The sequence below is a fragment of the Neorhizobium sp. T25_27 genome (assembly GCF_002968565.1).
Classification (GTDB): Bacteria; Pseudomonadota; Alphaproteobacteria; order Rhizobiales; family Rhizobiaceae; genus Neorhizobium; species Neorhizobium tomejilense.
On the sequence record NZ_PVBJ01000004.1, the window covers coordinates 257,472 to 282,185 of the forward strand.

At 62.4% G+C, this 24,714-nt stretch carries 33 protein-coding genes; 12 read left to right on the forward strand and 21 right to left on the reverse strand.

Annotated elements, in window-relative coordinates; all coding sequences use genetic code 11:
- Positions 1–16: 16 nt before the first annotated feature.
- The 3 genes from fabI to C5J24_RS14515 all read right to left on the reverse strand — a co-directional run bounded on the left by fabI (position 17) and on the right by C5J24_RS14515 (position 2,864).
- Positions 17–835: an enoyl-ACP reductase FabI gene (gene fabI, locus C5J24_RS14505; RefSeq protein WP_046631120.1), complete on the reverse strand. Its 819-nt coding sequence runs from the start codon at positions 833–835 to the stop codon at positions 17–19.
- A 150-nt stretch (positions 836–985) separates the two neighbouring features.
- On the reverse strand, positions 986–2,134 hold the full coding sequence (locus C5J24_RS14510; RefSeq protein WP_105418769.1) for a DnaJ C-terminal domain-containing protein: 1,149 nt from the start codon (positions 2,132–2,134) through the stop codon (positions 986–988).
- A 271-nt stretch (positions 2,135–2,405) separates the two neighbouring features.
- On the reverse strand, positions 2,406–2,864 hold the full coding sequence (locus tag C5J24_RS14515) for an RT0821/Lpp0805 family surface protein (RefSeq protein ID WP_046664537.1): 459 nt from the start codon (positions 2,862–2,864) through the stop codon (positions 2,406–2,408).
- 64 nt (positions 2,865–2,928) lie between these two features.
- On the opposite strand from C5J24_RS14515, the gene pdxH reads away from it, so the two are divergent.
- Together pdxH and C5J24_RS14525 are read left to right on the forward strand one after the other, a co-directional pair.
- The gene (gene pdxH, locus C5J24_RS14520; protein ID WP_105418771.1) at positions 2,929–3,549 is read left to right on the forward strand and encodes a pyridoxamine 5'-phosphate oxidase; all 621 of its coding nucleotides are present in this window, start codon (positions 2,929–2,931) and stop codon (positions 3,547–3,549) included.
- Positions 3,550–3,614: 65 nt separating this feature from the next.
- Positions 3,615–3,926 (forward strand): helix-turn-helix domain-containing protein, encoded by a 312-nt coding sequence (locus C5J24_RS14525; protein ID WP_105418773.1) that lies wholly within the window; start codon positions 3,615–3,617, stop codon positions 3,924–3,926.
- A 1-nt stretch (position 3,927) separates the two neighbouring features.
- On the opposite strand, the gene C5J24_RS14530 is transcribed toward C5J24_RS14525, so the two are convergent.
- The 3 genes from C5J24_RS14530 to C5J24_RS14540 all read right to left on the reverse strand — a co-directional run bounded on the left by C5J24_RS14530 (position 3,928) and on the right by C5J24_RS14540 (position 6,213).
- Entirely contained in the window at positions 3,928–4,269 is a 342-nt protein-coding gene (locus C5J24_RS14530; protein ID WP_105418775.1) for a type II toxin-antitoxin system RelE/ParE family toxin, read from the reverse strand.
- 3 nt (positions 4,270–4,272) lie between these two features.
- The gene (locus C5J24_RS14535) at positions 4,273–5,256 is read right to left on the reverse strand and encodes a polysaccharide deacetylase family protein (protein WP_172723979.1); all 984 of its coding nucleotides are present in this window, start codon (positions 5,254–5,256) and stop codon (positions 4,273–4,275) included.
- A 165-nt stretch (positions 5,257–5,421) separates the two neighbouring features.
- Positions 5,422–6,213 (reverse strand): sulfite exporter TauE/SafE family protein, encoded by a 792-nt coding sequence (locus C5J24_RS14540; protein ID WP_105418779.1) that lies wholly within the window; start codon positions 6,211–6,213, stop codon positions 5,422–5,424.
- Positions 6,214–6,341: 128 nt separating this feature from the next.
- On the opposite strand from C5J24_RS14540, the gene C5J24_RS14545 reads away from it, so the two are divergent.
- The gene (locus C5J24_RS14545) at positions 6,342–6,650 is read left to right on the forward strand and encodes a pyrophosphatase (protein ID WP_105418781.1); all 309 of its coding nucleotides are present in this window, start codon (positions 6,342–6,344) and stop codon (positions 6,648–6,650) included.
- On the opposite strand, the gene C5J24_RS14550 is transcribed toward C5J24_RS14545, so the two are convergent.
- The 9 genes from C5J24_RS14550 to coxB form a co-directional block, all read right to left on the reverse strand.
- Positions 6,631–7,287 carry a glutathione S-transferase N-terminal domain-containing protein gene (locus tag C5J24_RS14550; RefSeq protein WP_245446641.1) on the reverse strand — a complete coding sequence of 219 codons (657 nt, stop codon included), beginning with the start codon at positions 7,285–7,287 and terminating at the stop codon, positions 6,631–6,633. The two genes, C5J24_RS14545 and C5J24_RS14550, sit on opposite strands and share 20 nt — an antisense overlap.
- Positions 7,288–7,306: 19 nt before the next feature.
- Entirely contained in the window at positions 7,307–8,722 is a 1,416-nt protein-coding gene (gene tldD / locus C5J24_RS14555) for a metalloprotease TldD (protein ID WP_105418782.1), read from the reverse strand.
- A 93-nt stretch (positions 8,723–8,815) separates the two neighbouring features.
- Positions 8,816–9,586, reverse strand: a complete 771-nt coding sequence (locus C5J24_RS14560) for an SURF1 family protein (RefSeq protein ID WP_046664531.1) — start codon at positions 9,584–9,586, stop codon at positions 8,816–8,818.
- Positions 9,587–9,653: 67 nt separating this feature from the next.
- Positions 9,654–10,529 (reverse strand): cytochrome c oxidase subunit 3, encoded by an 876-nt coding sequence (locus C5J24_RS14565; protein WP_046664530.1) that lies wholly within the window; start codon positions 10,527–10,529, stop codon positions 9,654–9,656.
- Positions 10,530–10,580: 51 nt separating this feature from the next.
- A complete protein-coding gene (locus C5J24_RS14570; protein WP_105418784.1) occupies positions 10,581–11,216 on the reverse strand; it encodes a cytochrome c oxidase assembly protein in 636 nt (211 codons plus the stop codon).
- A 9-nt stretch (positions 11,217–11,225) separates the two neighbouring features.
- Complete coding sequence (locus C5J24_RS31875; RefSeq protein ID WP_046664528.1) at positions 11,226–11,363, reverse strand: hypothetical protein; 138 nt, start codon at positions 11,361–11,363, stop codon at positions 11,226–11,228.
- On the reverse strand, positions 11,363–12,319 hold the full coding sequence (locus tag C5J24_RS14575) for a heme o synthase (RefSeq protein WP_105418786.1): 957 nt from the start codon (positions 12,317–12,319) through the stop codon (positions 11,363–11,365). The genes C5J24_RS31875 and C5J24_RS14575 overlap by 1 nt, the downstream gene beginning before the upstream one ends.
- A 67-nt stretch (positions 12,320–12,386) precedes the next feature.
- Entirely contained in the window at positions 12,387–14,093 is a 1,707-nt protein-coding gene (gene ctaD / locus C5J24_RS14580) for a cytochrome c oxidase subunit I (RefSeq protein WP_105418788.1), read from the reverse strand.
- An 18-nt stretch (positions 14,094–14,111) separates the two neighbouring features.
- Complete coding sequence (gene coxB / locus C5J24_RS14585) at positions 14,112–14,996, reverse strand: cytochrome c oxidase subunit II (RefSeq protein ID WP_046631144.1); 885 nt, start codon at positions 14,994–14,996, stop codon at positions 14,112–14,114.
- Between coxB and C5J24_RS31880 the strand changes: the two genes are divergently transcribed.
- From C5J24_RS31880 to C5J24_RS14625, 9 genes are all read left to right on the forward strand, one after another.
- Positions 14,962–15,273 (forward strand): hypothetical protein, encoded by a 312-nt coding sequence (locus C5J24_RS31880; RefSeq protein ID WP_172723980.1) that lies wholly within the window; start codon positions 14,962–14,964, stop codon positions 15,271–15,273. The two genes, coxB and C5J24_RS31880, sit on opposite strands and share 35 nt — an antisense overlap.
- A 134-nt stretch (positions 15,274–15,407) precedes the next feature.
- A complete protein-coding gene (locus C5J24_RS14590; protein ID WP_105418790.1) occupies positions 15,408–16,055 on the forward strand; it encodes an invasion associated locus B family protein in 648 nt (215 codons plus the stop codon).
- A gap of 59 nt (positions 16,056–16,114) precedes the next feature.
- The gene (locus C5J24_RS32565; protein WP_256427174.1) at positions 16,115–16,306 is read left to right on the forward strand and encodes a DUF1304 family protein; all 192 of its coding nucleotides are present in this window, start codon (positions 16,115–16,117) and stop codon (positions 16,304–16,306) included.
- Between the two features lie 4 nt (positions 16,307–16,310).
- Positions 16,311–17,318 carry a 4-hydroxy-3-methylbut-2-enyl diphosphate reductase gene (ispH, locus tag C5J24_RS14600; RefSeq protein ID WP_105419089.1) on the forward strand — a complete coding sequence of 336 codons (1,008 nt, stop codon included), beginning with the start codon at positions 16,311–16,313 and terminating at the stop codon, positions 17,316–17,318.
- 142 nt (positions 17,319–17,460) lie between these two features.
- Positions 17,461–18,444, forward strand: coding sequence for a homoserine kinase (locus C5J24_RS14605; protein ID WP_105418792.1), 984 nt, complete (start codon positions 17,461–17,463; stop codon positions 18,442–18,444).
- Positions 18,441–18,881 carry a ribonuclease HI gene (rnhA, locus tag C5J24_RS14610; RefSeq protein WP_046664522.1) on the forward strand — a complete coding sequence of 147 codons (441 nt, stop codon included), beginning with the start codon at positions 18,441–18,443 and terminating at the stop codon, positions 18,879–18,881. Before C5J24_RS14605 ends, rnhA begins: the two co-directional genes overlap by 4 nt.
- A 24-nt stretch (positions 18,882–18,905) precedes the next feature.
- Complete coding sequence (locus C5J24_RS14615; protein ID WP_105418793.1) at positions 18,906–19,634, forward strand: bifunctional 2-polyprenyl-6-hydroxyphenol methylase/3-demethylubiquinol 3-O-methyltransferase UbiG; 729 nt, start codon at positions 18,906–18,908, stop codon at positions 19,632–19,634.
- A 3-nt stretch (positions 19,635–19,637) separates the two neighbouring features.
- Positions 19,638–20,447, forward strand: coding sequence for an endonuclease/exonuclease/phosphatase family protein (locus C5J24_RS14620; RefSeq protein ID WP_205836940.1), 810 nt, complete (start codon positions 19,638–19,640; stop codon positions 20,445–20,447).
- Between the two features lie 63 nt (positions 20,448–20,510).
- Complete coding sequence (locus tag C5J24_RS14625) at positions 20,511–20,819, forward strand: Dabb family protein (protein WP_046631154.1); 309 nt, start codon at positions 20,511–20,513, stop codon at positions 20,817–20,819.
- A gap of 43 nt (positions 20,820–20,862) precedes the next feature.
- Here the strand turns inward: C5J24_RS14625 and C5J24_RS14630 are convergent, their stop codons facing one another.
- The 6 genes from C5J24_RS14630 to C5J24_RS14650 all read right to left on the reverse strand — a co-directional run bounded on the left by C5J24_RS14630 (position 20,863) and on the right by C5J24_RS14650 (position 24,608).
- Entirely contained in the window at positions 20,863–21,762 is a 900-nt protein-coding gene (locus C5J24_RS14630) for a metal ABC transporter solute-binding protein, Zn/Mn family (RefSeq protein WP_105418794.1), read from the reverse strand.
- Between the two features lie 29 nt (positions 21,763–21,791).
- The gene (locus C5J24_RS14635; protein WP_105418795.1) at positions 21,792–22,664 is read right to left on the reverse strand and encodes a metal ABC transporter permease; all 873 of its coding nucleotides are present in this window, start codon (positions 22,662–22,664) and stop codon (positions 21,792–21,794) included.
- A complete protein-coding gene (locus C5J24_RS14640; protein ID WP_105418797.1) occupies positions 22,661–23,428 on the reverse strand; it encodes a metal ABC transporter ATP-binding protein in 768 nt (255 codons plus the stop codon). Before C5J24_RS14640 ends, C5J24_RS14635 begins: the two co-directional genes overlap by 4 nt.
- Positions 23,425–23,547 carry a hypothetical protein gene (locus tag C5J24_RS32570; RefSeq protein ID WP_256427175.1) on the reverse strand — a complete coding sequence of 41 codons (123 nt, stop codon included), beginning with the start codon at positions 23,545–23,547 and terminating at the stop codon, positions 23,425–23,427. The genes C5J24_RS14640 and C5J24_RS32570 overlap by 4 nt, the downstream gene beginning before the upstream one ends.
- A 174-nt stretch (positions 23,548–23,721) precedes the next feature.
- Entirely contained in the window at positions 23,722–24,003 is a 282-nt protein-coding gene (locus C5J24_RS14645) for a hypothetical protein (protein WP_046631161.1), read from the reverse strand.
- Between the two features lie 119 nt (positions 24,004–24,122).
- Positions 24,123–24,608, reverse strand: coding sequence for a peroxiredoxin (locus C5J24_RS14650; protein ID WP_046631163.1), 486 nt, complete (start codon positions 24,606–24,608; stop codon positions 24,123–24,125).
- Positions 24,609–24,714 lie beyond the last annotated feature (106 nt).

Here is a 24,714-nt window from a genome sequence, read left to right on the forward strand (position 1 = left end):
CGTCCCTGGAACAGCATCAGTCCTTGATGACCGAAATGTCCGGCGCATCGACGGCCTTCATGCCGACGACATGATAGCCGCTGTCGGCATGATGGGTTTCGCCGGTGACGGAGCGCGACAGGTCGGACAGCATGTAGAGGCCGACATCACCCACTTCCTCGATGGTGACGGTACGGCGCAGCGGCGCATTGTATTCGTTCCATTTGAGGATGTAGCGGAAGTCGCCGATGCCGGAAGCGGCAAGCGTCTTGATCGGCCCGGCCGAGATCGCGTTGACGCGAATGTTCTTCGGACCCAGATCGACGGCAAGATATTTGACGCTGGCTTCGAGTGCCGCCTTGGCAACGCCCATGACGTTGTAGTTCGGCATGACCTTTTCGGCACCATAATAGGTGAGGGTCAGCATCGAGCCGCCGTCGGTCATCAGCTTTTCCGCCCGCCTTGCGACGGACGTGAAGGAATAGACCGAGATCTGCATTGTCTTGGCGAAATTGTCCGCCGAGGTGTCGACATAGCGGCCGGTCAGCTCGTCCTTGTCGGAAAAGCCGATCGCATGCACCAGGAAGTCGATCTTTCCCCAGTGTTTTTCGAGATTGTCGAAAACCTCGTCGATGGTCGATTCGTCACCGACGTCGCAATGGCCGGCCATGTAGGCGCCCAACTCGGCGGCGAGCGGCTCAACGCGTTTCTTGAGTGCATCGCCCTGGTAGGTGAACGCGACTTCCCCCCCATGCTGGTGGATGGCCTTGGCAATGCCCCACGCGATCGAACGATTATTGGCAACGCCCATGATGAGACCGCGTTTGCCTGCCATGAGGCCGGAAGCCTGAACCATTCATAGTCCCCTGATACCTTAGATGAACGCTGCCTATGACATAGGCAGCTCAAGGGTTCAAGCAGACTTGGATCATCTCGTGTTAGTAGCCGTAACAAAGGGTGCTTAGCGGTGAATACCGACGCAAAACTGTCATACTAGGCGATGCCGTCAGACATACAGCCCGTGACGCATGTGCCGCATCAGGTCGGTGACCTTTTCGTTCGGTTTTTCCCACAGGACGACGCGCAGTTCGACGACGAGATCGCCGCGGCCGCCGGCATCGTCATGAAGGCCAAGGCCGTTCAGCCGAACCGTCTGGTCGGAACCGGACCATGCCGGAATGCTGATGTTGCGGTTGCCTTCCGGCGTCTCGACCGAGGCGTCGCCGCCAAGCACCGCGTCTTCGAGCGAAATCGACAAGGTCGTGTGAAGATCGAAACCTTCGACGCGGAAACGGCTGTCGCGGGAAACCTTGATAGAGGCGAGAAGATCGCCGGATTTCATGCCGGCGAGCTTGAGGCCCTGGCCTTTCAACCGCGCCACATGGCCTTCCGTCATGCCTTTTTCCAGCACAAGGCGGACTTCGCGGTCGTCAGCCATCTTCAGCGTGACCGCGTTGAGTTTCAGGAGGTCCTCCAAGGTCACCGTTGCCTCGACGGAAATATCCGGAGCCTTTTCGGGAGCAGGCGTCGTGCCGCGGAAGCGGCGCACGATGGAGGCGATCAGGTCGATGGCAAGCGCCGGCAGGGGCGGTCTTTCGCTCCCCGATACATCTGCCTTGGCTGTTTCCGCCGAATCGCCGTTGGTCTGCGCCGAGCCGCCCGTGTGAGATTTTGCCTGGTCGGCCGCCGCGGCGCCGAAGATACGCTCGATCATGTCCTCCGGCGTCTCGCCTGCCGGGCCGGACTGGTTCTGGGGATGAGCCTGAGATTGGGCCTGGGCCTGGGACTGGCCGCGAGCCTGCGCCTGTCCCTGTGCCTGGGGTTTGGCGTTTTGCGCATTGGTCTTGGCGAGTTCTTCCATGACCTTTTCGGCATTGGCCTTTGCGGCCTTGGCGCGCTCGGCGGCTTCGCGGGCGGCATTGCGCTGCTGCATGATGGTCTGGTGCATCTCGGCGGCCCTGTCGTATCGCTTGCGGCGCTCGGGATCCTTCAGGACCTCGTAGGCCTGGCCGATCTCTGCGAAACGGCTCGTCGCAGACGGATCGTCCTGGTTTTGGTCGGGATGAACGGTCTTGGCCTTGGCGCGCCAGGCTGCCTTGATTTCGTCGGGCTCGGCATTGCGCTTCACGCCAAGAAGAGAATAGGGATCACGCATTGTGGGACCACCGGTTACTTGAAACGGCGGGCCCCCGCTTGATCATTGGACCCCCGATACTCGTCACAACTCCGACAGCCATCGGCCGGTTCCTCATGTTCCGGGCAGATTACTGCTTACATCAGGCGAGCCTATGTTAGGACTTGTGAATCAGTGGTTACGCCGCCTCCAGTCGTGGTCGTTAAGGTAAACGAATGGTTTCCAGCGCGATTTCACGGAAACGCCCGAAACGAATTTTGCAGGCTCGGTCTTGGGGGAGGGACGACCGCGACTACTGGCGGTCGAAGGCCGTCAGCATCCAGTCGCCGCTGCCGGTCAGGCAGGTCTGGCCGGAGAACATGGCGATACCCTCGTAGGAATGCCGCGTGGTGGTGAAGGCGCGGCAGATCTGCTCGCCGTTGCGGGCCTCGCGGATTTGCGAGACGACGCCGGCGCTGCCGGTCGTGGTATTCGCCCACGGAACCGAGGCTGCTCCGACTTTGGCAAGATCGGCCGAGGAGACGGCGTTACGCACCGTCGCCTCGTCGGAAAGCGTCGCACCGGTAGGCTGAGACGCGCTAGGCACGGTGCCGGTCGCGATCGAGCGGTCGACTTTGGGCGCGCTTCCGAAGAGATCGAGGCTGCTGGTACAACCGGCAAGCGAAAGCCCTGCAAGGCAGAGGGCGGCTGCCCGTCTGCCGAGGAGAAACGACCTCTTTGTGCGGCTCTTCGACTTTGCTATCACTACCACCGTGCGTCCTGTCCGACTGAAAAACTCGGGCATTTTTCATGAGATTGGGAGTATTTTATTCAATATGTCTGAGAGCGGGTTAACAACTGGTGACTTCACCGCGGAGAACGAACCTTTCGCGCTTTTCGGTTCCTGGCTGAAGGATGCCGAGAGCTCAGAACCCAACGATCCGAATGCCGTTGCGGTTGCGACCGTCGACGAAAACGGCATGCCGAACGTTCGCATGGTCTTGTTGAAGGGGTATGACGAAAACGGTTTCGTCTTCTATACCAATTTCGAAAGCCAGAAGGGCCGCGAGATCCTCGGTCAGAAAAAGGCGGCGATGTGCTTCCACTGGAAATCGCTGCGTCGCCAGGTTCGCCTGCGCGGCGAGGTGGAGGTGGTGAGCGACGCCGAGGCGGACGCCTATTACGCCTCGCGCCCCCGCGGCAGCCGCATCGGCGCCTGGGCGTCGAAACAGTCCCGTCCGCTCGAAACCCGCTTCGCGCTCGAAAAATCGGTAGCCGAATACACCGCCCGCTACGCGATCGGCGACATTCCGCGCCCGCCCTACTGGTCCGGTTTCCGCATCAAGCCGGTGTCGATCGAGTTCTGGCACGACCGCCCGTTCCGCCTGCACGACCGCATCGAATTCCGCCGCTCCGTCGCCGACGGACCTTGGGAAAAGGTGCGGATGTATCCGTGATCTGTCATTGACCAGGCATGTGTTTGCATCTAGATTATACGGAAAGTCGTATATCGAGGTCGAAGATGGAACGCCTGGTCTTTGAGAATATCTTTGACGCCGTCACGGAGGATCCGATCGAGGCTGCCGACCTACGGTTTCGCTCGGACCTGCTGACGACCCTGATCGCCATCTTTGAAGACAGGAAATGGAAGCAGGCGGATATCGCCGGGGCGCTCGACATTCCTCAACCCCGCGTCAGCGAATTGATGCGCGGAAAGATACATCTGTTCTCGGCAGACAAGCTGATCGGCTATCTTGCGAAGCTCGGCGTTCGCCTGAAGCCGTCCTTCAGCGCCGAGCACAGGGTGATCTGCGAGGTGGTTGAGGCGGCCTGATCTATTTGCGATTTTTGACGATTTGCAACATCGTCTTGTGGCGACCCTGGACCGTATCCATTGCCTTGCGGTTGACGCCATTCGTCGTCTTGGTGAAGGCGTGGAGAATGAAAACCGTATCGAGATATTTGGCGCAATAGACGGCGCGATAGGCCGGGCTCCCGTTCTCGATGAGCTCTATGACGCCATTTCCAATGCCCTTCAGATGCTTGAAGTCCGAAAGAGGCTGAAGCCCTTCTTGGACCCGCTGGAGGTCGTTGGCGAACTGGATCTGGATATCTTTTGGAAGTTCCTGGAAGGCCTTTTTCGTGGAAGAATTCACGAATTCAAAGGACTTCGCCATGTTTCATCGCCCGATCGCGAACGGGATGCCTGAGGCGAGGGCCGAGACATAGCGCGGCTGCTGGTAGTAGCCGTTGAGCGAGATGCGCGGCAGGCCGGTGAGCCGGTTCATGGATCTGGCGCAGAGCGTGCCGGGCTGGGTCGTCACCGCGACCGAAAAGCCGAGTTCCTTGGCAATCGCGCAGTCGCGCTCGGAGACCGCGGCGCGGCTGCCATAGGGATAGGCGATCGTGTCCGGCCGTTCGCCGGTCAAAGCCTCGATCCAGTCGGCGGACTGCTTCATTTCCGCGCGGGCGTCTTCCGCCGAAAGCCGTGCGACGGCCCGGTGGCTCGTCGTATGGGCACCAAGCGAAGCCAGCGGATGGGCGGCGACCGAGCGGAGCTCTTCTGCATTCATGGTCAGGTCGGCGGTGATCTTCAGCGGATCGACGCCGTGTTTTCTCGCCAGCGCATCGATCCGTGAGACGGCGGTGGATTCCTCGACTTCGAGGACATAGCTGGAAAACCGGTCGAAGGCGTCGAACTTGCGCGCCTCCGAGGTGAGGTTGAGGATTTCAGGCCCGCCGCCGAAATCGAAGCTCACTTCCCGCTCGCGTCCGAGCAGTTCGGCGACCGTCTCCCACCAGAGCGAATGGGTCCGCTCGGCAAATCCGCGGGTGACGAAAATGGTGAAGGGCACGCCGTGGCGGGCAAACACGGGCAGCGCGTATTCGGCATTGTTGCGGTAGCCGTCATCGAGTGTGAAGGCGGCGAACGGCTGTTTGGTCGGCGCGGCAAGCCGTGCCGGCACGTCGCTCAAGGGGATGAATTCGTAACCTTCGGCCGAAAGCCGCTCGATCGCTTCGCCGAGGAAATCCGGCGTCACTTCCAGATGGCCGCTCGGCTGCAGTGGCCGGCTCTGTTTCGGCCGCACATGGTGGAGCGTGAAAATGGCGCCGTGGCCGCGGGCATTGGGCATCATCCCGGCACGTGCAAGTGCAGCAGCCATGTCGAGGCCGCCGGCGACAAGCCGGCGTTTGACATCCCGGCGCCAAAGCGCCTGAAACCTCTCCCTGGTATTCCCCACCGCGATCACGCCCACGTTACTTCGTAGTGCGCGACCCTACTGCCGGACGGGTTAAGCCTTGCTGAACAAAGAGGGGCTTGATTTTGGTCAGGGCCGCAGCGCGTCGAAAAGCGGCAGGCTGACGATCGCCGCCATGGCGATCAGCATGAAGCAGATGCGCCGAAAGGTGCCTTCGGAGGCAAAGCCGAACAGTTTCGAACCGGCGAGCACACCGAGGCCGTAACCCGGCCCGGCGATTAGCGCGAGCGCAAGAACGTCGAGGGTCAAAAGGTGGCCGACGATATAGGCGGTGGCGGAAATCACCGTCGAAAGCGCGAAATAGAGGATCAGATTGGCGCGCACGGTGAGCGGCGGGATGGCACCGCCGAGCCAGTAGGCGACGACCGGCGGACCGGAGAGTTGCGCGGCACCGCCGAACAGGCCGGCAAGCGCTCCGACGCCGATCGTCAGCGGCGTCTTCGGTTTGCCGTGGTAACGCCAGCCGGAAATCAGGAAGACCAACAGAAAGAGCACAACGACCGAGATCAGCCAGCGCAGCGCCGTCGGATCGATCACCGCCAGGAGGGTCGTGCCGGCCGGCACTCCGATCAGCGTCCCGATCAGCATCGTGCCCACCTCGCGGCGGTTGGCGCGCTTCCAGCCGTCCGGCACCATGCCGAGCGTCGTCACGCCGTCGATGACGAGCAGCAGGGCAGGGGCGATCTTCGGCCCGACGGCGGCACCGGCGAGTGGAACGAAGATCAGCGCTCCGCCAAACCCGGAAAACCCGCGCGCCAGCCCGGCGATCAGCGCCGAGAGGAACAGAAAGACGAGCTGTGCCGGCCCATGGCCCGGAATCCATGCATCCAGCAAAGCGGAAATCGGGTTGGCGGAATCCATGGAAAATGCCGTATGCAGATGGGATCGAGTGACCCGCACCTGCCGGGATTTGGATGAGGGTGTCAAGCAAACCCTCTGGACACGGCGCGGGAATCGGCATTCTCCTGTGGATACAAAAGGAGAACGCCATGCTGGGCAAACTTGTCGAACAGTTCGAGGCCGCATCCGCGGATTACGCCGAAACCCACGGAATGGTCCGCGATCCCGACTGGTTTCTCCTGAAGCTGCAGGAAGAGATGGGCGAGCTGACCCAGGCCTGGAACCGCGCCACCGGCCGCGGACGGAAGAAGGGCAGGAGCGACGAGGCTCTCGCCCGCGACCTCGCCGACGAGACGGCCGATCTTCTCGGCCACGTCCTGCTGTTTGCCCGCAACAATCGGATTGACCTGGCAGCGGCGATCGAGCGGAAATGGCTGTTCAGGCCGGATGAGGAATAGGATCAGATCGCGCCGGGGAAATCCGGCTGCGCTTCCGGGCGTGCCAAACGGAAGGCAGGAAGCTCGACGCATTTCGCTTCGACGGCCAGGAGTTCCGGGTAGGCCGAGAGATCACAACCGAGCCTGCGCAGTTGCTCAACTGCGGAATAAGATGCAGGTCCGCCCATCCCGGCTCGTTGCTGAAACAAAAGGCGAAGTGTTCATGCCGATCGCGCAGCGTCTCTTCCAACGCCTTCAGTCCGGACGTCAGCCAGTGCAAAACCCATTGCTGCACCTTCTCTGAACTGAGTTCCAGATCGGTTTGGAGGAACCGGCGCACCCGCTGCACAGTGATCGAATGCATTTCGGATGCGATGAGCCCAGCAAAACCCCGCGCCTGCGCGCGAAGCAGCGGGTCTTTAGGCAGAAGCGCGGGCAGAGGATGGCTTTCCTCGAGATAGTCGAGGATCGCCGACGATTGGGGAATGATCTGCCCGCCGATGTCGAGGGCGGGCAACAATCCCTGTGGGTTGAGGCGCAGGTATTCCCCGGGCGCTAACGATCCCACGGGCAGGTAGGTATAGGGAATGGCCTTGAGATTGAGCGCGATGCGCACTCGTTCGCCGGCTGAATTCTGCCGCCGCGATAAAAGGCGCATAACATCTCCCGGAAGCGCCTTACGCCTTCGTCCCGCCCACCGTCACCTGGTCCATCCGCAGATGCGGCTGGCCGACGCCGACGGGGACCCATTGGCCGCCCTTGCCGCAATTGCCGATGCCGGTGTCGAGCTTCATGTCGTTGCCGACCATCGAGACGCGGCGCATCGCATCCGGGCCGTTGCCGATTAGCATGGCGCCCTTGATGGCGGGGCCGATTTTGCCGTTTTCGATCATGTAAGCCTCGGTGCAGCCGAACACGAACTTGCCCGAGGTGATGTCCACCTGGCCGCCGCCGAAGGAGACGGCATAGATGCCCTTCTTCACCGAGGCGATGATCTCTTCGGGCGATTTGTCGCCGCCGAGCATGTAGGTATTGGTCATCCGCGGCATCGGCGTATAGGCATAACCCTGGCGGCGGCCGTTGCCGGTCGGTTGGACGCCCATCAGCCGGGCGTTCTGGCGATCCTGCATGTAACCGACGAGCTTGCCGTTCTCGATCAGCACGTTGTAGGCCGACGGCGTGCCCTCGTCGTCTATGGTGAGCGAGCCGCGGCGGTTGTCAATCGTGCCGTCGTCGACGACCGTGACGCCGGGGGCCGCGACCATCTCGCCGAGAAGCCCGGCAAAGGCCGAGGTCTTCTTGCGGTTGAAATCGCCTTCCAACCCGTGGCCGACCGCCTCATGCAGCATCACGCCCGGCCAGCCGGAGCCGAGCACGACATCCATCGTGCCGGCCGGCGCGTCGATGGCGGTCAGGTTGACGAGCGCCTGGCGCAGCGCCTCGTCGGCGCCGGTCTGCCAGTTGCCTTCCGTCACGAAATCGCCGAAGCCGATGCGGCCGCCGGTGCCGAACGAACCGCTCTCCTGCCGGTCGCCGTCGCCGACGACGACGGAAATGTTGATGCGGGTCATCGGGCGGATGTCCTGCACGCGGTGGCCATCGGCGCGGAGGATGTCGACCACCTGCCAGCTTGCGGACACCGTTGCCGTTACCTGCCGTACCTTGTCGTCCTTGGAGCGCAGATAGGCGTCGATATCGGTGAGCAGCTTGACCTTCTCTTCGAAGCTCGGGGATCCGATCGGGTTCTCGTCGCCGTAATATTTCTTGTTGGTGCGCTGGGGAGCGGCCGCGTAGGAGCCGGAATAACCGGCGGTGACGGCCCGCACCGCATCCAAGGCGCGGGACAGCGCTGCCGCCGAAAGCTCGCCTGCATGGGCATAACCGACCGCTTCGCCGGCGACAGAGCGCAGCCCGAACCCCTGGTCGGTGTTGAACGAACCGCCCTTCAGGCGGCCGTTGTCGAAGGTCAGCGATTCCGCCTGGGCATGTTCCACGAAAAGCTCGCCGTCATCGGCGCCGGTAAGCGCCTCGGAGAGGATCGAGCGCAGCTTGGTCTCGTCGCAGTCGAAAAGGTTGAGAAGGTCGGTGTTCATGGGTGCTCCTTCGGCGCTGCCCTATGAAGACGCGCGCTCTGCTCCAACCGATGTAGGTCCGGGGAGGGACCGAAGCAAGCCTAACCTGCCGGCTCAGGCGTGTTTGCGGCGGAAGATCATGCCGATGACGACGGCAACGAGGGCCGCGGCAAGGCCGTACCAGGTCACGGCATATTGCAGGTGGCTGTTCGGCAGGTCGAACTGGGTGACGCCGCCTTTGGGCCAGCCGCCCGGATTGACGATCGACCCATCGGCATCCACGAAGAACTGCACGACCTTCGACGCATCGATACCGGTGGTCGAGGCCATGGCGTCGAGATCCTTCCAGTAGAAAATGTTCTTGGCGAGATCGTTGTCCGGGACGATCGAGGACGGCTTTTCGCCAAGCCGCACCCGCGCATAACCGGTGACGGTCTGCTGGCCGGCAACCTCCCCGGCCGTACGGGTTTTCGGGTCCTTCATCTCATAGGGCACGAAACCGCGGTTGACGAACAGGATGCGGCCGTCGGCAAGCGTCATCGGGGTATAGACGTAGAAGCCGGTCTGGCCGCCGAAGGTCGCGAAGAAATGCCGCTCCCCGGCATGGTTGAACGTGCCGGTGACCGATACCCGGCGGTATTCGATATCGCCGCCGGATTTCCCGATCGCCTCGATATCGGAAAGCGCGACGGGTGCCGCCGACCGCCGCTGGGCGATATCGGCGAGCAGGCCTTCCTTCCAATGCAACCGCTCCACCTGCCAGGTGCCGAGCGACAGCAGGATGGCGAGCGCCGCCAGCACCACGACGGCGGTCGCGATCACCCGGCCACGGCCGCGGACGGGCCTCTTATCCGATGTGGTTTGCGAGGGAGCCTTGGTTGCCATTCGTTCCAGTCCTCAAAAAGCAGAAGGGCGGCTTGTCGCCGCCCTCCCGGAATTCATGTCCCCTGGCTCAATGGGCGAGCGGTGCGCCCCAGCCACCCCAGATGTAGATGGCGAAGAAGAGGAACAGCCACACCACGTCGACGAAGTGCCAGTACCAGGCAGCGGCTTCGAAGCCGAAATGCTGGGTGGGCGTGAAACCGCCGTTGATGGCGCGCAGCAGGCAGACAGCCAGGAAGATCGTGCCGACCAGGACGTGGAAACCGTGGAAGCCGGTCGCCATGAAGAAGGTCGCGCCGTAGATCGAGTTCGAGAACGCGAACGGAGCGTGGATATACTCGTAAGCCTGGACGCAGGAGAACAGGATGCCGAGTGCGACGGTCAGCGCCAGACCGCTGATCAGGCCCTTGCGGTCGCCGTGCAGCAGCGCATGGTGAGCCCAGGTGACGCAGGTGCCGGACAGAAGCAGGATGACCGTGTTGTAGATCGGCAGGTGCCAGGGGTCGAGCACCTCGACGCCCTTCGGCGGCCACTGACCGCCGAGGAACTCGACGCGGGTCGCCTGGATCGCCTCGTTGGCGTAGAGGCTGGCATCGAAAAAGGCCCAGAACCAGGCGACGAAGAACATCACTTCCGAAGCGATGAACATGATCATGCCGTAGCGCAGATGCAGCGAAACGACGCGGGTATGAGCGCCCGAATTGCCTTCCTTGACCGTGTCCGTCCACCAGCCGATCATCGTGTAGATGATGATCGCCAGGCCGCCGTAGAACCACCATGGGCTCGCCCAGTTAAGGCCGAAAAGATGGAACTCGCCGCCCTTCAGATAGCGCATGTAGGCGACGCCGCCGAAGGTCATGACGAAGGCACCGAGCGAAGCCAGGATCGGCCACGGGCTCGGATCGATGATGTGGTAGTCGTGATTTTTCTGATGCGCGTCGGCCATGTCAGAATCCCCGGATGAATGCCTGCTCCGCCGGAAAACCGGCGAACCCTCTTAAAGTTTCCCCACGCCTGTGTTCTGGGCGCCCGTCTTCTGGGCGCCTGCCTTCGGGCCTTCCGGCAGAGCCGCGACCGGTTTGCCCGGTTCGCTCGGATAGAAGGTGTAGGACAGGGTGATCGTCTTGATGTTCTTGGTCTCTTGGGCCGTGGCGAGCTCCGGGTCAACGAAGAACACCACCGGCATCTGGACCGACTGGCCGGGCTGCAGCGTCTGCTCGGTAAAGCAGAAGCACTCGACCTTGTTGAAATAGGCGCCCGCTTCCATCGGCGTCACGTTGAACACGGCACTGCCCGTCGTCGGCTTGGACGACCGGTTGGTCGCCGTGTATTCGATCTGCACGGTCTCCCCGATCTTCGGACTGACCGCCTTGGCGGGCTTGAACTCCCAGTTCAGGCCCGGCGAAATGTTGGCGTCGAACGTCACCTGGATTGGCTTGTTCAGGATCTTGTCGGAATACTGCTCGACGCGCTGGGTCGTGCCGTTATAGCCGGTGACCTGGCAGAACAGCCGGTAGAGCGGCACGGAAGCATAGGCGGCACCGACCATGCCAGCCACGAAAACGGCGCAGCCGGCGAAGATCGCGCTGTTGCTGACCCGCTTTGCCTGACCGTTCTGATTGACGTCCGTCATCGCTCCACCCTAGTTCCCGACTCCGCCGATTTTCACCAGCGTCATGATGTAGAAGAGGACCACGAGCCCGGCGAGAACGATGCCGAGCGCGACATTGCGGTTGCGGCGGGACTTCCTCTGGGCTTCGCTGAGCTTGATTTTTTCCATCACAGCAGACCTCCCACGAGGTGCGGCAATCCCGCGAGCAGCCGGTCGGCCAGCAGGGCCGAGAAGATCGCAAAGAGATAGAAGATCGAATAGGCGAACATCTTCTTCGCCGGCATCATCTTCTCATCGCCGTCGGGCATGCGCCGGACGGCGATGGAACAGATGACGAAGATCGCACCGAGCAAGGCGGCGAAGATGCCGTAACCGAGGCCCGCAAGTCCGGTGAGGGTAGGAGCGACAGCGATCACCGCAGTCAGTACCGCATAGACGATGATCTGGTTCTTGGTCGAGGCCTCGCCTGCGACATTGGGCATCATCGGCACGCCGACCGAGCCGTAGTCGCGCATCTTGAAGAGCGCGAGTGCCCAGAAATGCGCCGGCGTCCACAGGAAGATGATCAGGAAAAGCAGGATGCTGTCGAGCGATACGCCGCCGGTGACGCAGGCCCAGCCGATCATCGGCGGGAAGGCGCCGGAAGCGCCGCCGATGACGATGTTCTGCGGCGTCGAGCGCTTCAGCCACATCGTGTAGACAACGACATAGAAAAAGATGGTGAAGGCGAGCAGGCCCGCCGAGAACCAGTTGACCGCAAGGCCGAGGATGACGACCGAGAAGACCGAGAGCGTCAGGCCGAAGGCAAGCGCTTCCGCGGGCAGGATGCGGCCGGCCGGAATCGGGCGCTTGGCGGTGCGGGTCATGATCGCGTCGATATCGGCGTCGTACCACATGTTGAGCGCACCCGAGGCGCCGGCGCCGACGGCGATGCAGAGAATGGAAATCACGCCGAGGACCGGGTTGATCTGACCCGGCGCGAGAATGAGACCGGCGAATGCGGTGAAGACCACGAGCGACATCACCCGCGGCTTCAGGAGTTCGAAGAAATCGCGCGCACTCGCTTCCGAGAGGCGTGAGCCTCCATCGGTGCCGAGAGCGTCGTGATTGTCCATAACCGTCATTGAACCGTCCTGTTTGGTATTTCAAGGCATCGCGCTGCCGCGATGCCCTTTTTCAAGGATCTAGCGCTTACTTGATGCGCGGAAGCTGTTCCCACTGGTGGTACGGCGGCGGCGAAGAAAGCTGCCATTCCAGCGTGGTCGCACCTTCGCCCCAGGGATTGTCGCCGGCAATGCGCTTCTTTGCGAAGGCTTCCCAGACGCCGAAGAGGAAGATCAGCACACCGACGAAGGAAATGTAGGAGCCGATGGAAGAAACGTAGTTCCAGCCGGCGAACGCATCCGGATAGTCGATGTAACGGCGCGGCATGCCGGCAAGACCCAGGAAGTGCTGCGGGAAGAACACCAGGTTGACGCCGATGAACATGACCCAGAAATGCAGGTTGCCGATCCGCTGGCTGTACATGTAGCCGAACATTTTCGGGAACCAGTAGTACCAGGCCGCGAAGATGGCGAAGACCGCGCCAAGCGACAGAACGTAGTGGAAGTGGGCCACGACGTAATAGGTGTCATGCAGCGAGCGGTCGAGGCCGGCATTGGCGAGCTGGACGCCCGTGACGCCGCCGACGGTGAACAGGAAGATGAAGCCGATCGCCCAGATCATCGGCGTCGAGAAGGTCAGCGACCCGCCCCACATCGTGGCGATCCAGGAGAAGATCTTGATGCCGGTCGGAACCGCGATGACCATCGTCGCGAAGACGAAGTAGCGCTGCGCATCGAGCGACATGCCGACCGTGTACATGTGGTGGGCCCAGACGATGAAGCCGACGGCGCCGATCGCGACCATGGCGTAAGCCATGCCGAGATAACCGAAGACCGGCTTCTTGGAGAAGGTCGAGACGATGTGGCTGACGATGCCGAAACCGGGCAGGATCAGGATGTACACTTCCGGGTGGCCGAAGAACCAGAACAGGTGCTGGTAGAGGATCGGGTCACCGCCGCCTTCCGGCGAGAAGAAGGTCGTGCCGAAGTTGCGGTCGGTCAGAAGCATGGTGATGGCGCCCGCCAGAACCGGCAGCGAGAGCAGCAGCAGGAAGGCGGTGACCAGCACGGCCCAGGCAAACAGCGGCATCTTGTGCAGCGTCATACCCGGAGCACGCATGTTGAGGATCGTGGTGATGAAGTTGATCGCACCGAGGATCGAGGAGGCGCCGGCGACGTGCAGCGAGAAGATCGCCAGGTCGACGGCCGGACCCGGATGCCCCATGGTCGCGAGCGGCGGATACATGGTCCAGCCACCGCCGACACCGTAAGCGCCCGCAGGACCTTCGACGAACATCGAAAGCAGCAGAAGCAGGAAGGCCGGCACGATCAGCCAGAAGGAGATATTGTTCAGGCGCGGGAAGGCCATGTCCGGCGCGCCGATCATGATCGGCACCATCCAGTTGGCGAAACCGCCAATCATCGCCGGCATGACCATAAAGAAGATCATGATCAGCGCGTGGCCGGTGGTGAACACGTTGAACATGTGCTTGCCGCCGTCGATGGCAGCATCGCCCTGGAAACCGTAGACCATCGATGCCAGACCATGGAAGATCTGGATGCCCGGTTCCTGCAGTTCCATACGCATGGCGACCGACAGAAGTCCGCCGACGATGCCCGCGAAGATCGCGAAGATCAGGTAGAGCGTGCCGATGTCCTTGTGGTTGGTCGAAAACAGCCAACGCTGAGCAAAGGTCGGCGTGTGCGAATGATCATGATGATCGTCGTGGGCATGCGCATCATCGTGAGAGGTGCGAGCATGAGCGTGATCGTCGTGAGCGGAATGTCCAGCCATTGTCCTCACTCCTCTGTATTACTTGGATTCATTTGCCGCGACGGCAAAATTGCCGGCAGGCTTGTCGACCGCAGCCACGAGAGCCTTGTAGGCGCCCGGCAGGTCGGTCGCAGCAGCTGCGAGCCAGGTCTTGTACTTGTCTTCCGAGACGACGCGGATGGCGATCGGCATGTACGCGTGGTCCTTGCCGCACAGTTCGGAGCACTGGCCGTAATAGAGGCCTTCCTTCTCTGCCTTGAACCAGGTTTCGTTCAGGCGGCCCGGAACGGCATCGATCTTGAGCCCGAAAGCCGGCATTGCGAAGGCGTGGATGACGTCGGACGGAGCGGCGGTCACCAGCACGCGCACGGTCTTGTTGACCGGGATGATCATTTCGTTGTCGACGGCGAGAAGACGCGGATAGACGGCAGGATCGGTCTTGCCGGCGGCGGCGCGGTCCTGGTCCTTCAGCATGAAGCTGTCGAAGGCGACCGGTGCTGGCGTGCCTTCATATTCATAGTTCCACTGCCATTGGGTGGCGGTGGCCTTGACCGTCATGTCCGATTCCGGAATTTCGAGCTGGGCATTCAGGAGATTGAAGGAGGGAATGGCGAGGAAGAAGAGGATGAGAACCGGGCCAAGCGTCCAGATGATCTCGATCGCCGTATTGTGGCTGGTCCGCGATGGTACCGGATTGGCGCTGGCGCGGAATTTAACGACGACGACGACCAGCAGGGCCAGAACCAAAAGCGTGGTCGGCACGATGAACCACAGCGTATAGTGGTTGAACCAGCGGATCTGGTGCATGATCGGCGTTGCTGCCGCCTGGAAGTCAATCTGCCACGGATGTGGCTGGTCCGCAAAACCTGCGGAAGCAAAGAGCAGACAGATGAGCGCCGTCATCACTGCAAAAGCCCTGTTCATCACTACATATCTCCCCATGCGTCTGATCTCGATCAAACCGAACGCAGAATCCAAGCTATATGGTCTGCTTCAATCACAGTTTGCCTGCCGCCGCAATATCTGGCGGGAAAAGCCCGTGCGGCATTTTTGCGCCTCGGGGATAAGCTTGGAATCCCGCGATAATCAGGGGCCGCAGCCTGCTTTTTCGACCGGGCCGAGGTCTTATTTCAAAGGCCTTCAACACCTCCGGCTGCGTCATTATAGACCGCACGAGGGCCAAAATCCGGCTTTTTCCTGACAAAAGTGACGGCTGGGCCACGTGGCCCGGCGGGTCCCACTTTCGCCGTACTCCACTGGAAAGAGGTCAGGGCTTTTCATTTCGTCTAGTGAACGACAAGAATAGCCGCACTGATTCGTCTTCCAGAGGTTTCCATGGGTCGTCCCTCCCTGATCTGCGCCGGTCTAGCCGTGATGCTTGCAGCCGCCGTTTCGCTTCCCGCGTTGGCGCAGCAGCCGCAGCCCGGCCCGCGGCCCGCTGCACCCCAGTCGGCCCCCGTTCCGGCACAGGGCGCCAAGCCGGGACCGCAGGCACCCCGGCCGGCGCCGAACGGGCAGGCCCAGCAGCCTCCGGGGCAGCAGGCGCAGCCCCCGGGCAACGTGCGCGAGAACCATGGCGCGTGGTCGATCATCTGCGACCGGCCGGCCGGCGCTTCCGCCGACCAGTGCGCGCTGATGCAGAACGTCATCGCCGAGGACCGGCCGGAAGTCGGCCTGTCGGTGGTGGTGCTGAAGACCGCCGACCGCAAGGCACGCATCCTGCGCATCCTCGCGCCGCTCGGCGTGCTCCTGAAGGACGGCATGGAACTCTATGTCGACAACAACAATATCGGCCGCGCCTATTTCACCCGCTGCTTCTCCGAGGGCTGTTATGTGGAAGTGGAGATCGACGAGGAACTGATGCGCATCCTGCGCGCCGGCAAGGCTGCCGTCTTTGCCCTGCGCGAATCCGCAGATCAGGACCGGGTCGGTATTCCGATCGAGCTCACCGGCTTCGGCCCAGGCTACGACGCGCTTCCGTGACGTCATAAGCGTGACGTCATAAGAAGGCGATCGGAGCTTTATGGGCCTTGAGGGCAGGCGTGATTTCCCGTGCGTTTCGACGACATGGTGCGCCACGCGATCCCGCCTTCGCTTTCCAATTGAAGCTCTTCTTTCTTGTGTGCGTGATCATTGCCGCTATATATGGCGCGTGGTCGGTCAAGCCGCGCATCCTGCTCATCCAGGGCGGTCCGGCCATTTTCGCTCTCGTGCTGACAGTCCTGGCGTCCTGATTTGATGGCATCATCCATACCTGAAAAAAGCCCGCTCAAGATTCGTCTCTGCGGCCCGCGCGGTTTCTGCGCCGGCGTCGACAGGGCGATCCAGATCGTCGTGCTGGCGCTGAAAGCCTATGGCGCGCCGGTCTATGTCCGCCACGAGATCGTCCACAACCGCTATGTGGTCGAGGGTCTCGAAGCGAAGGGCGCCGTTTTCGTCGAGGAACTGGACGAGATCCCGGCCGAACATCGCGAGCAGCCGGTAGTCTTCTCCGCACATGGCGTACCGAAATCCGTGCCCGAGGATGCCGAGGCCCGCAATCTCTTCTATCTCGACGCGACCTGCCCGCTGGTGTCGAAAGTCCACAAGCAGGCGATGCGCCACCAGCGCCTCGGCCGCCATGTGGTGCTGATCGGCCATGCCGGCCATCCGGAAGTGATCGGCACGATGGGCCAGCTGCCGCCGGGCACGGTGTCGCTCATCGACACGATCGCCGACGCGGAAGCCTATGTCCCCGAAGATCCGGACAATCTCGGTTACGTCACCCAGACGACCCTCTCGGTGGACGACACGGCAGGCGTCATCGCCAAGCTGCAGGAGCGTTTCCCGAACCTCACGGCGCCTTCCGCCGACAGCATCTGCTACGCCACCACCAACCGCCAGGAAGCGGTCAAGGAAGCTGCCCCCGGCTGCGACCTCTTTATCGTCGTCGGTGCTCCCAATTCGTCGAATTCCAAGCGGCTGGTCGAAGTGGCGCTGAGGGCAGGGGCCAAGCGCTCCCTCCTGGTGCAGCGCGCCTCCGAATTGAACTGGGACGAGATCGGCCAAATCGGCACGCTCGGCCTTTCCGCCGGCGCCTCCGCCCCGGAAGTCATCGTCGACGAGATCATCGCCGCCTTCAAGGAGCGTTTCGACGCCGAGATCGAGCTGGCGATCACCGCGGAGGAAACCGAAAACTTCCTCGTCAACCGCGAGCTGCGCGGCGTGCCTCTGACGGTTGATGACATGGCCTGGGTGAATGGGTGAGGAGCAGCCCGGCGAAGCCTGAAAAAACGATAGAGTGGTCCGATTTCAGCTTCGGACGCCCTGACCTCTAGCGAAGGGCCGGGCGAGCCGCTAGGAAAGCCCCATCACCTATCTGCGCGGCAGAATCAAGCGGGATGACACCTTGGCCGTTTACACCGATATCACCGAAGACGACCTGAAGCAGTTCCTGACCGAATACGATGTCGGCGAATTGACCTCCTACAAGGGAATTGCCGAGGGCGTCGAGAATTCGAACTTCCTGCTGCATACGACCCGCGATCCGCTGATCCTGACGCTTTACGAAAAGCGGACGGACGAGCGCGACCTGCCGTTTTTCCTCGGCCTGATGCAGCATTTGGCGGCCGGTGGCCTGTCCTGCCCGCTGCCCCTGCCGCGCAACGACGGAAATCTCTACGGCACCCTGTCCGGCCGGCCCGCCGCGCTCATCTCCTTCCTCGAAGGCATGTGGCTGAGGAAGCCGGAGGCGAAACATTGCCGCGAGGTCGGCAAGGCGCTCGCCCGCATGCACCTCTCCGGCCAGGATTTCGAGCTGACGCGCCCGAACTCGCTTTCCGTCGAAGGCTGGAAGACGCTTTGGGAAAAGTCCGCCGCGCGCGCCGACGAAGTCGAAACCGGCCTGCAGGACGAAATCTCCTCGGAACTCGATCACCTGGACCGGAACTGGCCGAAGGATTTGGCGGCCGGCGTCATCCATGCGGATCTCTTCCAGGACAATGTCTTCTTCCTCGGCGACGAGCTGTCCGGCCTGATCGACTTCTATTTCGCCTGCAACGACCTGCTCGCCTATGACGTCTCGATCTGCCTGAATGCCTGGTGTTTCGAAAAGGACGGCGCCTACAACCTCACCAAGGGCCAGGCGCTGCTCGAAGGCTACCAGAGCGTCCGTCCACTCGACGCAGGCGAGATCGAGGCCCTGCCGATCCTCGCCCGCGGTTCGGCGCTGCGGTTCTTCCTGACGCGGCTTTACGACTGGCTGACGACGCCGGCCGGCGCGCTGGTCGTCAAGAAGGACCCGCTTGAATATCTGCGCAAGCTGCGCTTCCACCGCCAAATTGCATCAGCCACCGAGTACGGGCTGACTGAAGAAAGACTGTCCGCATCATGAAGCAGGTAGAGATTTTCACCGACGGCGCCTGTTCCGGCAATCCCGGCCCGGGCGGCTGGGGCGCCATCCTGCGTTATGGCGACACGGAAAAGGAAATGTTCGGCGGCGAAGCGGAGACAACCAACAACCGCATGGAGCTGATGGCGGCGATCTCCGCGCTGAACGCGCTGAAAACCCCGTGCGAAGTCAACCTTCACACCGACAGCAAATATGTGATGGATGGCATTTCCAAATGGATCTTCGGCTGGAAGAAGAACGGCTGGAAGACCGCCGACAAGAAGCCGGTGAAGAATGCCGAACTCTGGCAGCAGCTTGAGGAAGCGCGCAACAAGCACAAGGTGACGCTCCACTGGGTGAAGGGCCATGCCGGCCATCCGGAAAACGAGCGCGCCGATGAGCTTGCCCGCCTCGGCATGGCGCCGTTCAAGAAAAGATAACCGGCCAAGCCTGGGAGAGGATCGATGGCCCAGAACGTCTACGACACACCGGAATTTTTCGAGGGCTACAGCCAGCTCGGCCGCTCTGTGCATGGGCTGGCCGGCGCCGCCGAATGGCCGACGATCCGCACATTGCTTCCCGCGCTGAACGGCTTGCGCATCCTCGATCTTGGCTGCGGTTTCGGCTGGTTCTCCCGTTTTGCGGCAGAGGAGGGCGCTGCCTCCGTGCTTGGCCTCGATCTTTCGGAAAACATGATCGGCAAGGCCCGGACGGAAAACGCCCACCCGGCCATCGTTTATGAGATTGCCGATCTGGAGCGGGTCGAATTGCCCGCGGCAGCCTTCGATCTCACCTACAGCTCGCTCGCCTTCCATTATCTTGAGGATTTCGGCCGGCAGGTAGAAGAGGTTCATTCTGCCCTCGCGCCGGGTGGAAAGTTCGTTTTCACCATCGAACACCCGATCTACATGGCCTCCCGAAATCCCGGCTGGCGGACGGATGACGCGGGCCAGAGATTCTGGCCGGTGGATGGTTATTCGGTCGAGAGCCCGCGCACGACCGACTGGCTCGCCAAGGGCGTCGTCAAATATCACCGCACCATCGGCACGACGCTGAACACGCTGATCGATGGCGGTTTTGCCATCCGCCGTGTCATCGAATGGCATCCCTCGCCGGATCAGCTTGCTGCCAATCCGGCACTTGCCGAGGAAATGGATCGTCCGATGATCCTCATGGTTTCCGCGGAGCGCTGAGCGATGACCCTGCGCCTGATCTCCCTCAACGCCTGGGGCGGCCGCGTCCATGCGCCGCTGATGCAATATCTCAAGGACACCGATCCGGATGTGCTTTGCCTGCAGGAAGTCACCCGCACGCCGGATGCAGCCGCCGACTGGCTGGCCTATCGCGACGGCGCCTTCGAACTGCCGCAGCGGGCCAGCCTCTACGAGGATGTGAAGGCGGTTCTGCCCGACCATGAGGCGATGTACGCTCCGGCCGCCCGCGGTACGCTGTTCGAGGGTGAGCGGGAGGTCGGCTCCGAATTCGGCCTCGCCACGTTCGTGCGCGGTTCTTTGCCCATCATCGGCCAGCAGCTTGGTTTCGTCCATGGAGAGTTTTCGGCCGGCGGCTGGGGCGAACATCCGCGCTCGCGCAACGCCCACGCCGTCCGCATCCACCGCTACGGGATAGGCTCGGCGGTGACCATCGTGCAGATGCACGGGCTGCGGGATCTTGCCGGAAAGGGCGACACGCCGGCCCGGCTGGCCCAGGCGCATGCTCTCGTCGCGCTGATCGAAAAGGCCTGGCAGCCGGGTGAGCCGCTGGTCGTCTGCGGCGATCTCAATCTTCTGCCCGGCAGCGAGACCTTCGCCATCCTCGGAAAACTCGGCCTTACCGATCTCGTCACCACCCGCGGCTTCACCGACACCCGCACCTCCTGGTATCCGAAGGACGGCCGTTATGCCGACTACCTGCTGGTGACGCCGGATGTGAAGGTCGAGAGTTTCGACGTGGTCGCCGAGCCTGAAGTTTCCGACCACCGCGCGCTTCTTCTGGAAATCGCCTGAGCCGCTGTTGCGCTCGCAGCATCAGTCACTATTCTGCCGCCAACAACCCGGGGAGGTCCGCTCATGATCCTGCATTGCGTATTCGTTCGGTTCAAGGCGGCCATCCAGCAGGCCGACAAGCAGTCGATCTACGATGCGGTCGCCGCGCTTAAAGATGTCACGCCCGGCATCCTCGACGTGAAGTTCGGCCAGAACGTTTCGCCGGAAGGCCTGAACGGCGGCTTTCTCGACGGTTTCATCGTGACCTTCGAGAACCCCGAGGCCCGCGACGCCTATCTCGTCCATCCGGACCACATAGCTGTCGGCGACCGGATCATCGGCTCTGCGGACGGCGGGCTGTCGGGGCTTCTGGTTTTCGATATGGCGGTCTGAGGAAAGGGCCGCGGGCGTTTGCCCGCAGCCTACTATCGCGGGGTCAGCTCGACTTCGCCATCGCCGCGGCGATCTGATCGACATTGTAGCGGAACATCTTTTCATAGGTCGGCGCCGGCCCCTTGGCATCCGAGAGCGATTCGACATAAAGTTCGCCGCCCGGCTGGGCAGCGGTCGCCTTGGCGATCTGCTTCACAAGCCGCGGATCGTTGGAGTTTTCGAGGAAGTAGGTTTTTACGCCCTCGGCCTTGATCTGCTGGATCAGCTTGGCGACGTCGGCGGCCGAGGCTTCGGTCTCGGTCGAGAGGCCGAGCGGCGCCAGGAAGCTGACATTGTATTCGCGGCCGAAATAACCGAAGGCATCGTGGCTGGTCAGCACCTTGCGGCGGTCGGTCGGCACCGCGTCGAACTTGGAATGCGCGTAGGCATTCATCGCGTCGAGCTTCTGGAGATAGGCTTCGGCATTCGCCTTGAAGGCGCCCGCATCGGCCGGATCCGCCTCTGACAGCGCCTTCTCGATATTGGCGACCCAGACCTTCACGTTGACCGGGCTGTTCCAGACATGCGGATCGGTCACCGTCTTGCCGTCTTCGTCCATGGTGCGCGTGTTCACCCCTTCAGACACCACGACCGGCTTGCCCTTGTAGCCTGAGGCGGTGATCAGCCGGTCCATCCAGCCTTCCAGGCCTTCGCCGCTGACGAAGGCCACCTGCGCCGCCTTGAGGTTTCGGGCGTCCGTCGGCGATGGCTCGAATTCATGGGGATCTCCGTTCGGGCCGACAAGGTTCGTCACCTTCACGTGTTTGCCGCCCACCTGGGAGACGACATCGCCGAGCACCGTGAAGGAGGCGACGACCTTGAGCGTGTCGGCGAAGGCCGGCACGGCGGAAAAGGCCATGAGGGCGGGAATGGTGGCGGAGAGAAGCAGTCTGCGGGATATCATCGAGGTCTCCTTGAGATTGACCGGTGGTATCAGCCCTTCAGATGTGGGCTGGGAAACAGCCGCCGGGCAAAGCCCGACGGCGAGAAGAAAATGGAAAGGCCGTAAATCACCGCCGCCGTCATGATGATCGTCGGGCCGGAGGCGAGTTCGAGGTGATAGGAGGCGACCAGCCCGACATAGCCAGAGACGGCCGCCGTGCCGGCGGCAAGAGCTATCATTGCGGTCAGGCTGCGGCCCCAGAGCTGTGCCACCGCGGCCGGCAGCATCATCAGCCCGACCGCCATCAGCGTACCGAGCGCCTGGAAGCTCGCGACCATGTTCAGCACCACGAGCAGCAGGAACAGTGCGTGATAAACCGGCCCGCGGCCGCCGACGGTGCGCAGGAAGCCCGGATCGAAACACTCCGCCACCAGTGGCCGGTAGACCAGGGCAAGGGCGATGAGCGTTACCGACGTGATCGAGCCGATGAGGGCGAGTGCGGGGCCGTCGATCGCGAGAATGGTGCCGAACAGCACGTGCAGCAGGTCGATATTGGATCCGCGCAGCGAGACGATCAGCACGCCCAGGGCCAGCGAGGTCAGGTAGAAACTCGCAAAGCTCGCATCTTCCTGCAGCACGGTGGCGCGACTGACCACGCCGGAGAGCAGAGCCACGGAAAGACCCGCCACGAGCCCGCCGATCCCCATCGCCGTCAGTGACAGCGAGCCGGCGACGAGATAACCGATCGCCGCACCCGGCAACACCGCATGGCTCATGGCATCACCCATCAGGCTCATGCGCCGCAGCATCAGGAAGACGCCGATCGGTCCGGAGCCGAGCGCCAGGCACAGGCAGGCGACCAGCGCCCGGCGCATGAAGCCGTAATCGGCAAACGGCGCGATCAGCAGATCGTAGGCGGTCATGCGACAACCCCGTTGGTAGGGGCCTTTCCGCTTGGGCTCTCACAAATCCCGGCGCCGTCGTCCCATCGCTCCGCCATCATCCGCGCCTTGAGCAGATTGCCGGCCGACATCACCTCCGCCGTCGGCCCCCAGGCGATGCATTCGCGGGCCAAAAGCAAGGTCTCGGGAAAATGCGTCCGCACCTGTTCGAGGTCGTGCAGCACGGCGATGACGGTGCGGCCCTCGCCATGCCAGTGCGCGACGATGTCGAGCAGGTCCTGTGTCGTGCGCGCGTCGATTGCGGTAAATGGCTCGTCGAGCAGGATGACTTTCGCATCCTGAAGCAGGAGGCGTGCAAACAGCACCCGCTGGAACTGGCCAGCCGAAAGCGAGCCGATCGGCCGCCGTTCGAACCCGCCGAGGCCGACGGCGGCGAGCGTCGCGGCCGCCTGGGCGTGTTCCTTCGCTCCGTTCGCCCCGAAGGCTCCCGTATGCCGCCACGCGCCGAGCAGGACCGTATCGAGGACGGAGATCGGGAAACGCCGGTTGATGTCCGCCGCTTGCGGCAGATAGCCGAAATCGCTGCGGACGAGGTGATGCTGCAGCCGCCCTTCCGCGGGCCTCAATTCGCCCATGATCGCCTTCATCAGCGTCGATTTGCCGGCGCCGTTCGGCCCGGCAATCGCGGTCAGGCTGCCGGCCCGGAAGAAACCCGAGACGTGATGGACGGCGGGATGACGGTCGTAGGTGACCGTGAGGTTATCGAGCGTGAGGAGGGCGTTCACGGAAGCATCGCCGCCCAGGCGATCGCCAACCAGAGAAGGCCAAGGAGCAGCGCGACGTAGACGAGGCGGCCAAGGGCCGAACTGCCGATCAGGCTGGAGGAGTGAGGAAGTCGTGCCATCGCAATCGCCATTTATGTAATAACATTACAGTTATGTTATAACAAATGCGGCGGAAAGAGGGCGGGTGTCTATATTCAGTGATCGCCGGAGGGGGGCCCGGCAAAGCGTTCCGTCGCCGTGCAGGCCCCCACACCGCCGGATAGACGCGGTGTCGTCGGTTGCGATTGAGAATGTCAGCGGTTCTGTTGGTTCAACCCCGGTAGCGCGTTCTGATCGGAAGGTCTTGCGGGAGCTTCATATTGGCTGCCTTGCGCATCCGATGGTTTGGACGGTGCGGTCTCGGTCTGGCTGGAAACCAGATATCCCAGCCCCACGGCCCCGATCGCGACGATGAATGCGCCGGCGATCGCGCCGATCCCCCTGGCCGGATTCTGCTTGATGATCCCGAAGGCGAGGGCCAGTCCCAGAATTGCCGCGCCGCCCGCAACGACGAATAACCACATGGCGTTTTCCATTGCGATATCCTCTCGATGTTATTCGAGAGCGTAACCGGAAGAGCTGCTCGAAGTTCCGAACTTTGCCGCAAACAAAAAGGACGCCCGCAGGCGTCCTTTGGAAGCAAAATCAATGGCGCTCAGAGCTGTTCCAGCATCGCGGCGGCGCCGGAGACGGTGGCCTGGCCGGGGCTTTCTTCGACGTTGAGCGATTTGACGACGCCGTTTTCGACCAGCATCGAATAACGCTTCGAACGCACGCCGAGACCGCCGGCGGAAAGGTCGGCGTCGAGGCCGAGCGCCTTGGTGAAGGCGCCGTCCCAGTCGGCCAGGAAGTGGATCTTGCCGAGGCCGCCGGTCTGGGTCGCCCAGGCGCCCATCACGTGCCAGTCGTTGACGGCGAGGACGGCAATGTCGTCGACCCCCTTGGAGAGGATCGCGTCGCGGTTCTCGAGATAGCCCGGCAGGTGGTTCAGCGTGCAGGTGGGCGTAAAGGCGCCGGGCACGGCGAAGACAACCACCTTCTTGCCGTCGAACAGCTGTTCGGTGGTGATCTCCACCGGACCGTCCGCGGTCTTTTCCTTGAACTTGGCTGGGGGAAGTTTGTCGCCGATGGCAATCGTCATGGGGCTCTCCTCGGTTGGGCGAGCGCCTGTTTCAGGCCCGCCATTCGCGGCGCACTATAGAGCGCACTTTCGTCAAGACAAGGGAAAGGCCGCAATGCAGCAGGCC

Coding starts and splice junctions, on each gene's coding strand:
- fabI (WP_046631120.1), bottom strand. CDS start 835: ATGGTTCAGGCTTCCGGCCTCATGGCAGGCAAACGCGGTCTCATCATG.
- C5J24_RS14510 (WP_105418769.1), bottom strand. CDS start 2,134: ATGCGTGATCCCTATTCTCTTCTTGGCGTGAAGCGCAATGCCGAGCCC.
- pdxH (WP_105418771.1), top strand. CDS start 2,929: ATGTCTGAGAGCGGGTTAACAACTGGTGACTTCACCGCGGAGAACGAA.
- C5J24_RS14525 (WP_105418773.1), top strand. CDS start 3,615: ATGGAACGCCTGGTCTTTGAGAATATCTTTGACGCCGTCACGGAGGAT.
- C5J24_RS14530 (WP_105418775.1), bottom strand. CDS start 4,269: ATGGCGAAGTCCTTTGAATTCGTGAATTCTTCCACGAAAAAGGCCTTC.
- C5J24_RS14535 (WP_172723979.1), bottom strand. CDS start 5,256: ATGGCTGCTGCACTTGCACGTGCCGGGATGATGCCCAATGCCCGCGGC.
- C5J24_RS14540 (WP_105418779.1), bottom strand. CDS start 6,213: ATGGATTCCGCCAACCCGATTTCCGCTTTGCTGGATGCATGGATTCCG.
- C5J24_RS14545 (WP_105418781.1), top strand. CDS start 6,342: ATGCTGGGCAAACTTGTCGAACAGTTCGAGGCCGCATCCGCGGATTAC.
- C5J24_RS14550 (WP_245446641.1), bottom strand. CDS start 7,287: ATGCGCCTTTTATCGCGGCGGCAGAATTCAGCCGGCGAACGAGTGCGC.
- tldD (WP_105418782.1), bottom strand. CDS start 8,722: ATGAACACCGACCTTCTCAACCTTTTCGACTGCGACGAGACCAAGCTG.
- C5J24_RS14560 (WP_046664531.1), bottom strand. CDS start 9,586: ATGGCAACCAAGGCTCCCTCGCAAACCACATCGGATAAGAGGCCCGTC.
- C5J24_RS14565 (WP_046664530.1), bottom strand. CDS start 10,529: ATGGCCGACGCGCATCAGAAAAATCACGACTACCACATCATCGATCCG.
- C5J24_RS14570 (WP_105418784.1), bottom strand. CDS start 11,216: ATGACGGACGTCAATCAGAACGGTCAGGCAAAGCGGGTCAGCAACAGC.
- C5J24_RS31875 (WP_046664528.1), bottom strand. CDS start 11,363: ATGGAAAAAATCAAGCTCAGCGAAGCCCAGAGGAAGTCCCGCCGCAAC.
- C5J24_RS14575 (WP_105418786.1), bottom strand. CDS start 12,319: ATGACGGTTATGGACAATCACGACGCTCTCGGCACCGATGGAGGCTCA.
- ctaD (WP_105418788.1), bottom strand. CDS start 14,093: ATGGCTGGACATTCCGCTCACGACGATCACGCTCATGCTCGCACCTCT.
- C5J24_RS31880 (WP_172723980.1), top strand. CDS start 14,962: ATGAGCGCCGTCATCACTGCAAAAGCCCTGTTCATCACTACATATCTC.
- coxB (WP_046631144.1), bottom strand. CDS start 14,996: ATGAACAGGGCTTTTGCAGTGATGACGGCGCTCATCTGTCTGCTCTTT.
- C5J24_RS14590 (WP_105418790.1), top strand. CDS start 15,408: ATGGGTCGTCCCTCCCTGATCTGCGCCGGTCTAGCCGTGATGCTTGCA.
- ispH (WP_105419089.1), top strand. CDS start 16,311: ATGGCATCATCCATACCTGAAAAAAGCCCGCTCAAGATTCGTCTCTGC.
- rnhA (WP_046664522.1), top strand. CDS start 18,441: ATGAAGCAGGTAGAGATTTTCACCGACGGCGCCTGTTCCGGCAATCCC.
- C5J24_RS14615 (WP_105418793.1), top strand. CDS start 18,906: ATGGCCCAGAACGTCTACGACACACCGGAATTTTTCGAGGGCTACAGC.
- C5J24_RS14620 (WP_205836940.1), top strand. CDS start 19,638: ATGACCCTGCGCCTGATCTCCCTCAACGCCTGGGGCGGCCGCGTCCAT.
- C5J24_RS14625 (WP_046631154.1), top strand. CDS start 20,511: ATGATCCTGCATTGCGTATTCGTTCGGTTCAAGGCGGCCATCCAGCAG.
- C5J24_RS14630 (WP_105418794.1), bottom strand. CDS start 21,762: ATGATATCCCGCAGACTGCTTCTCTCCGCCACCATTCCCGCCCTCATG.
- C5J24_RS14635 (WP_105418795.1), bottom strand. CDS start 22,664: ATGACCGCCTACGATCTGCTGATCGCGCCGTTTGCCGATTACGGCTTC.
- C5J24_RS32570 (WP_256427175.1), bottom strand. CDS start 23,547: ATGGCACGACTTCCTCACTCCTCCAGCCTGATCGGCAGTTCGGCCCTT.
- C5J24_RS14645 (WP_046631161.1), bottom strand. CDS start 24,003: ATGGAAAACGCCATGTGGTTATTCGTCGTTGCGGGCGGCGCGGCAATT.
- C5J24_RS14650 (WP_046631163.1), bottom strand. CDS start 24,608: ATGACGATTGCCATCGGCGACAAACTTCCCCCAGCCAAGTTCAAGGAA.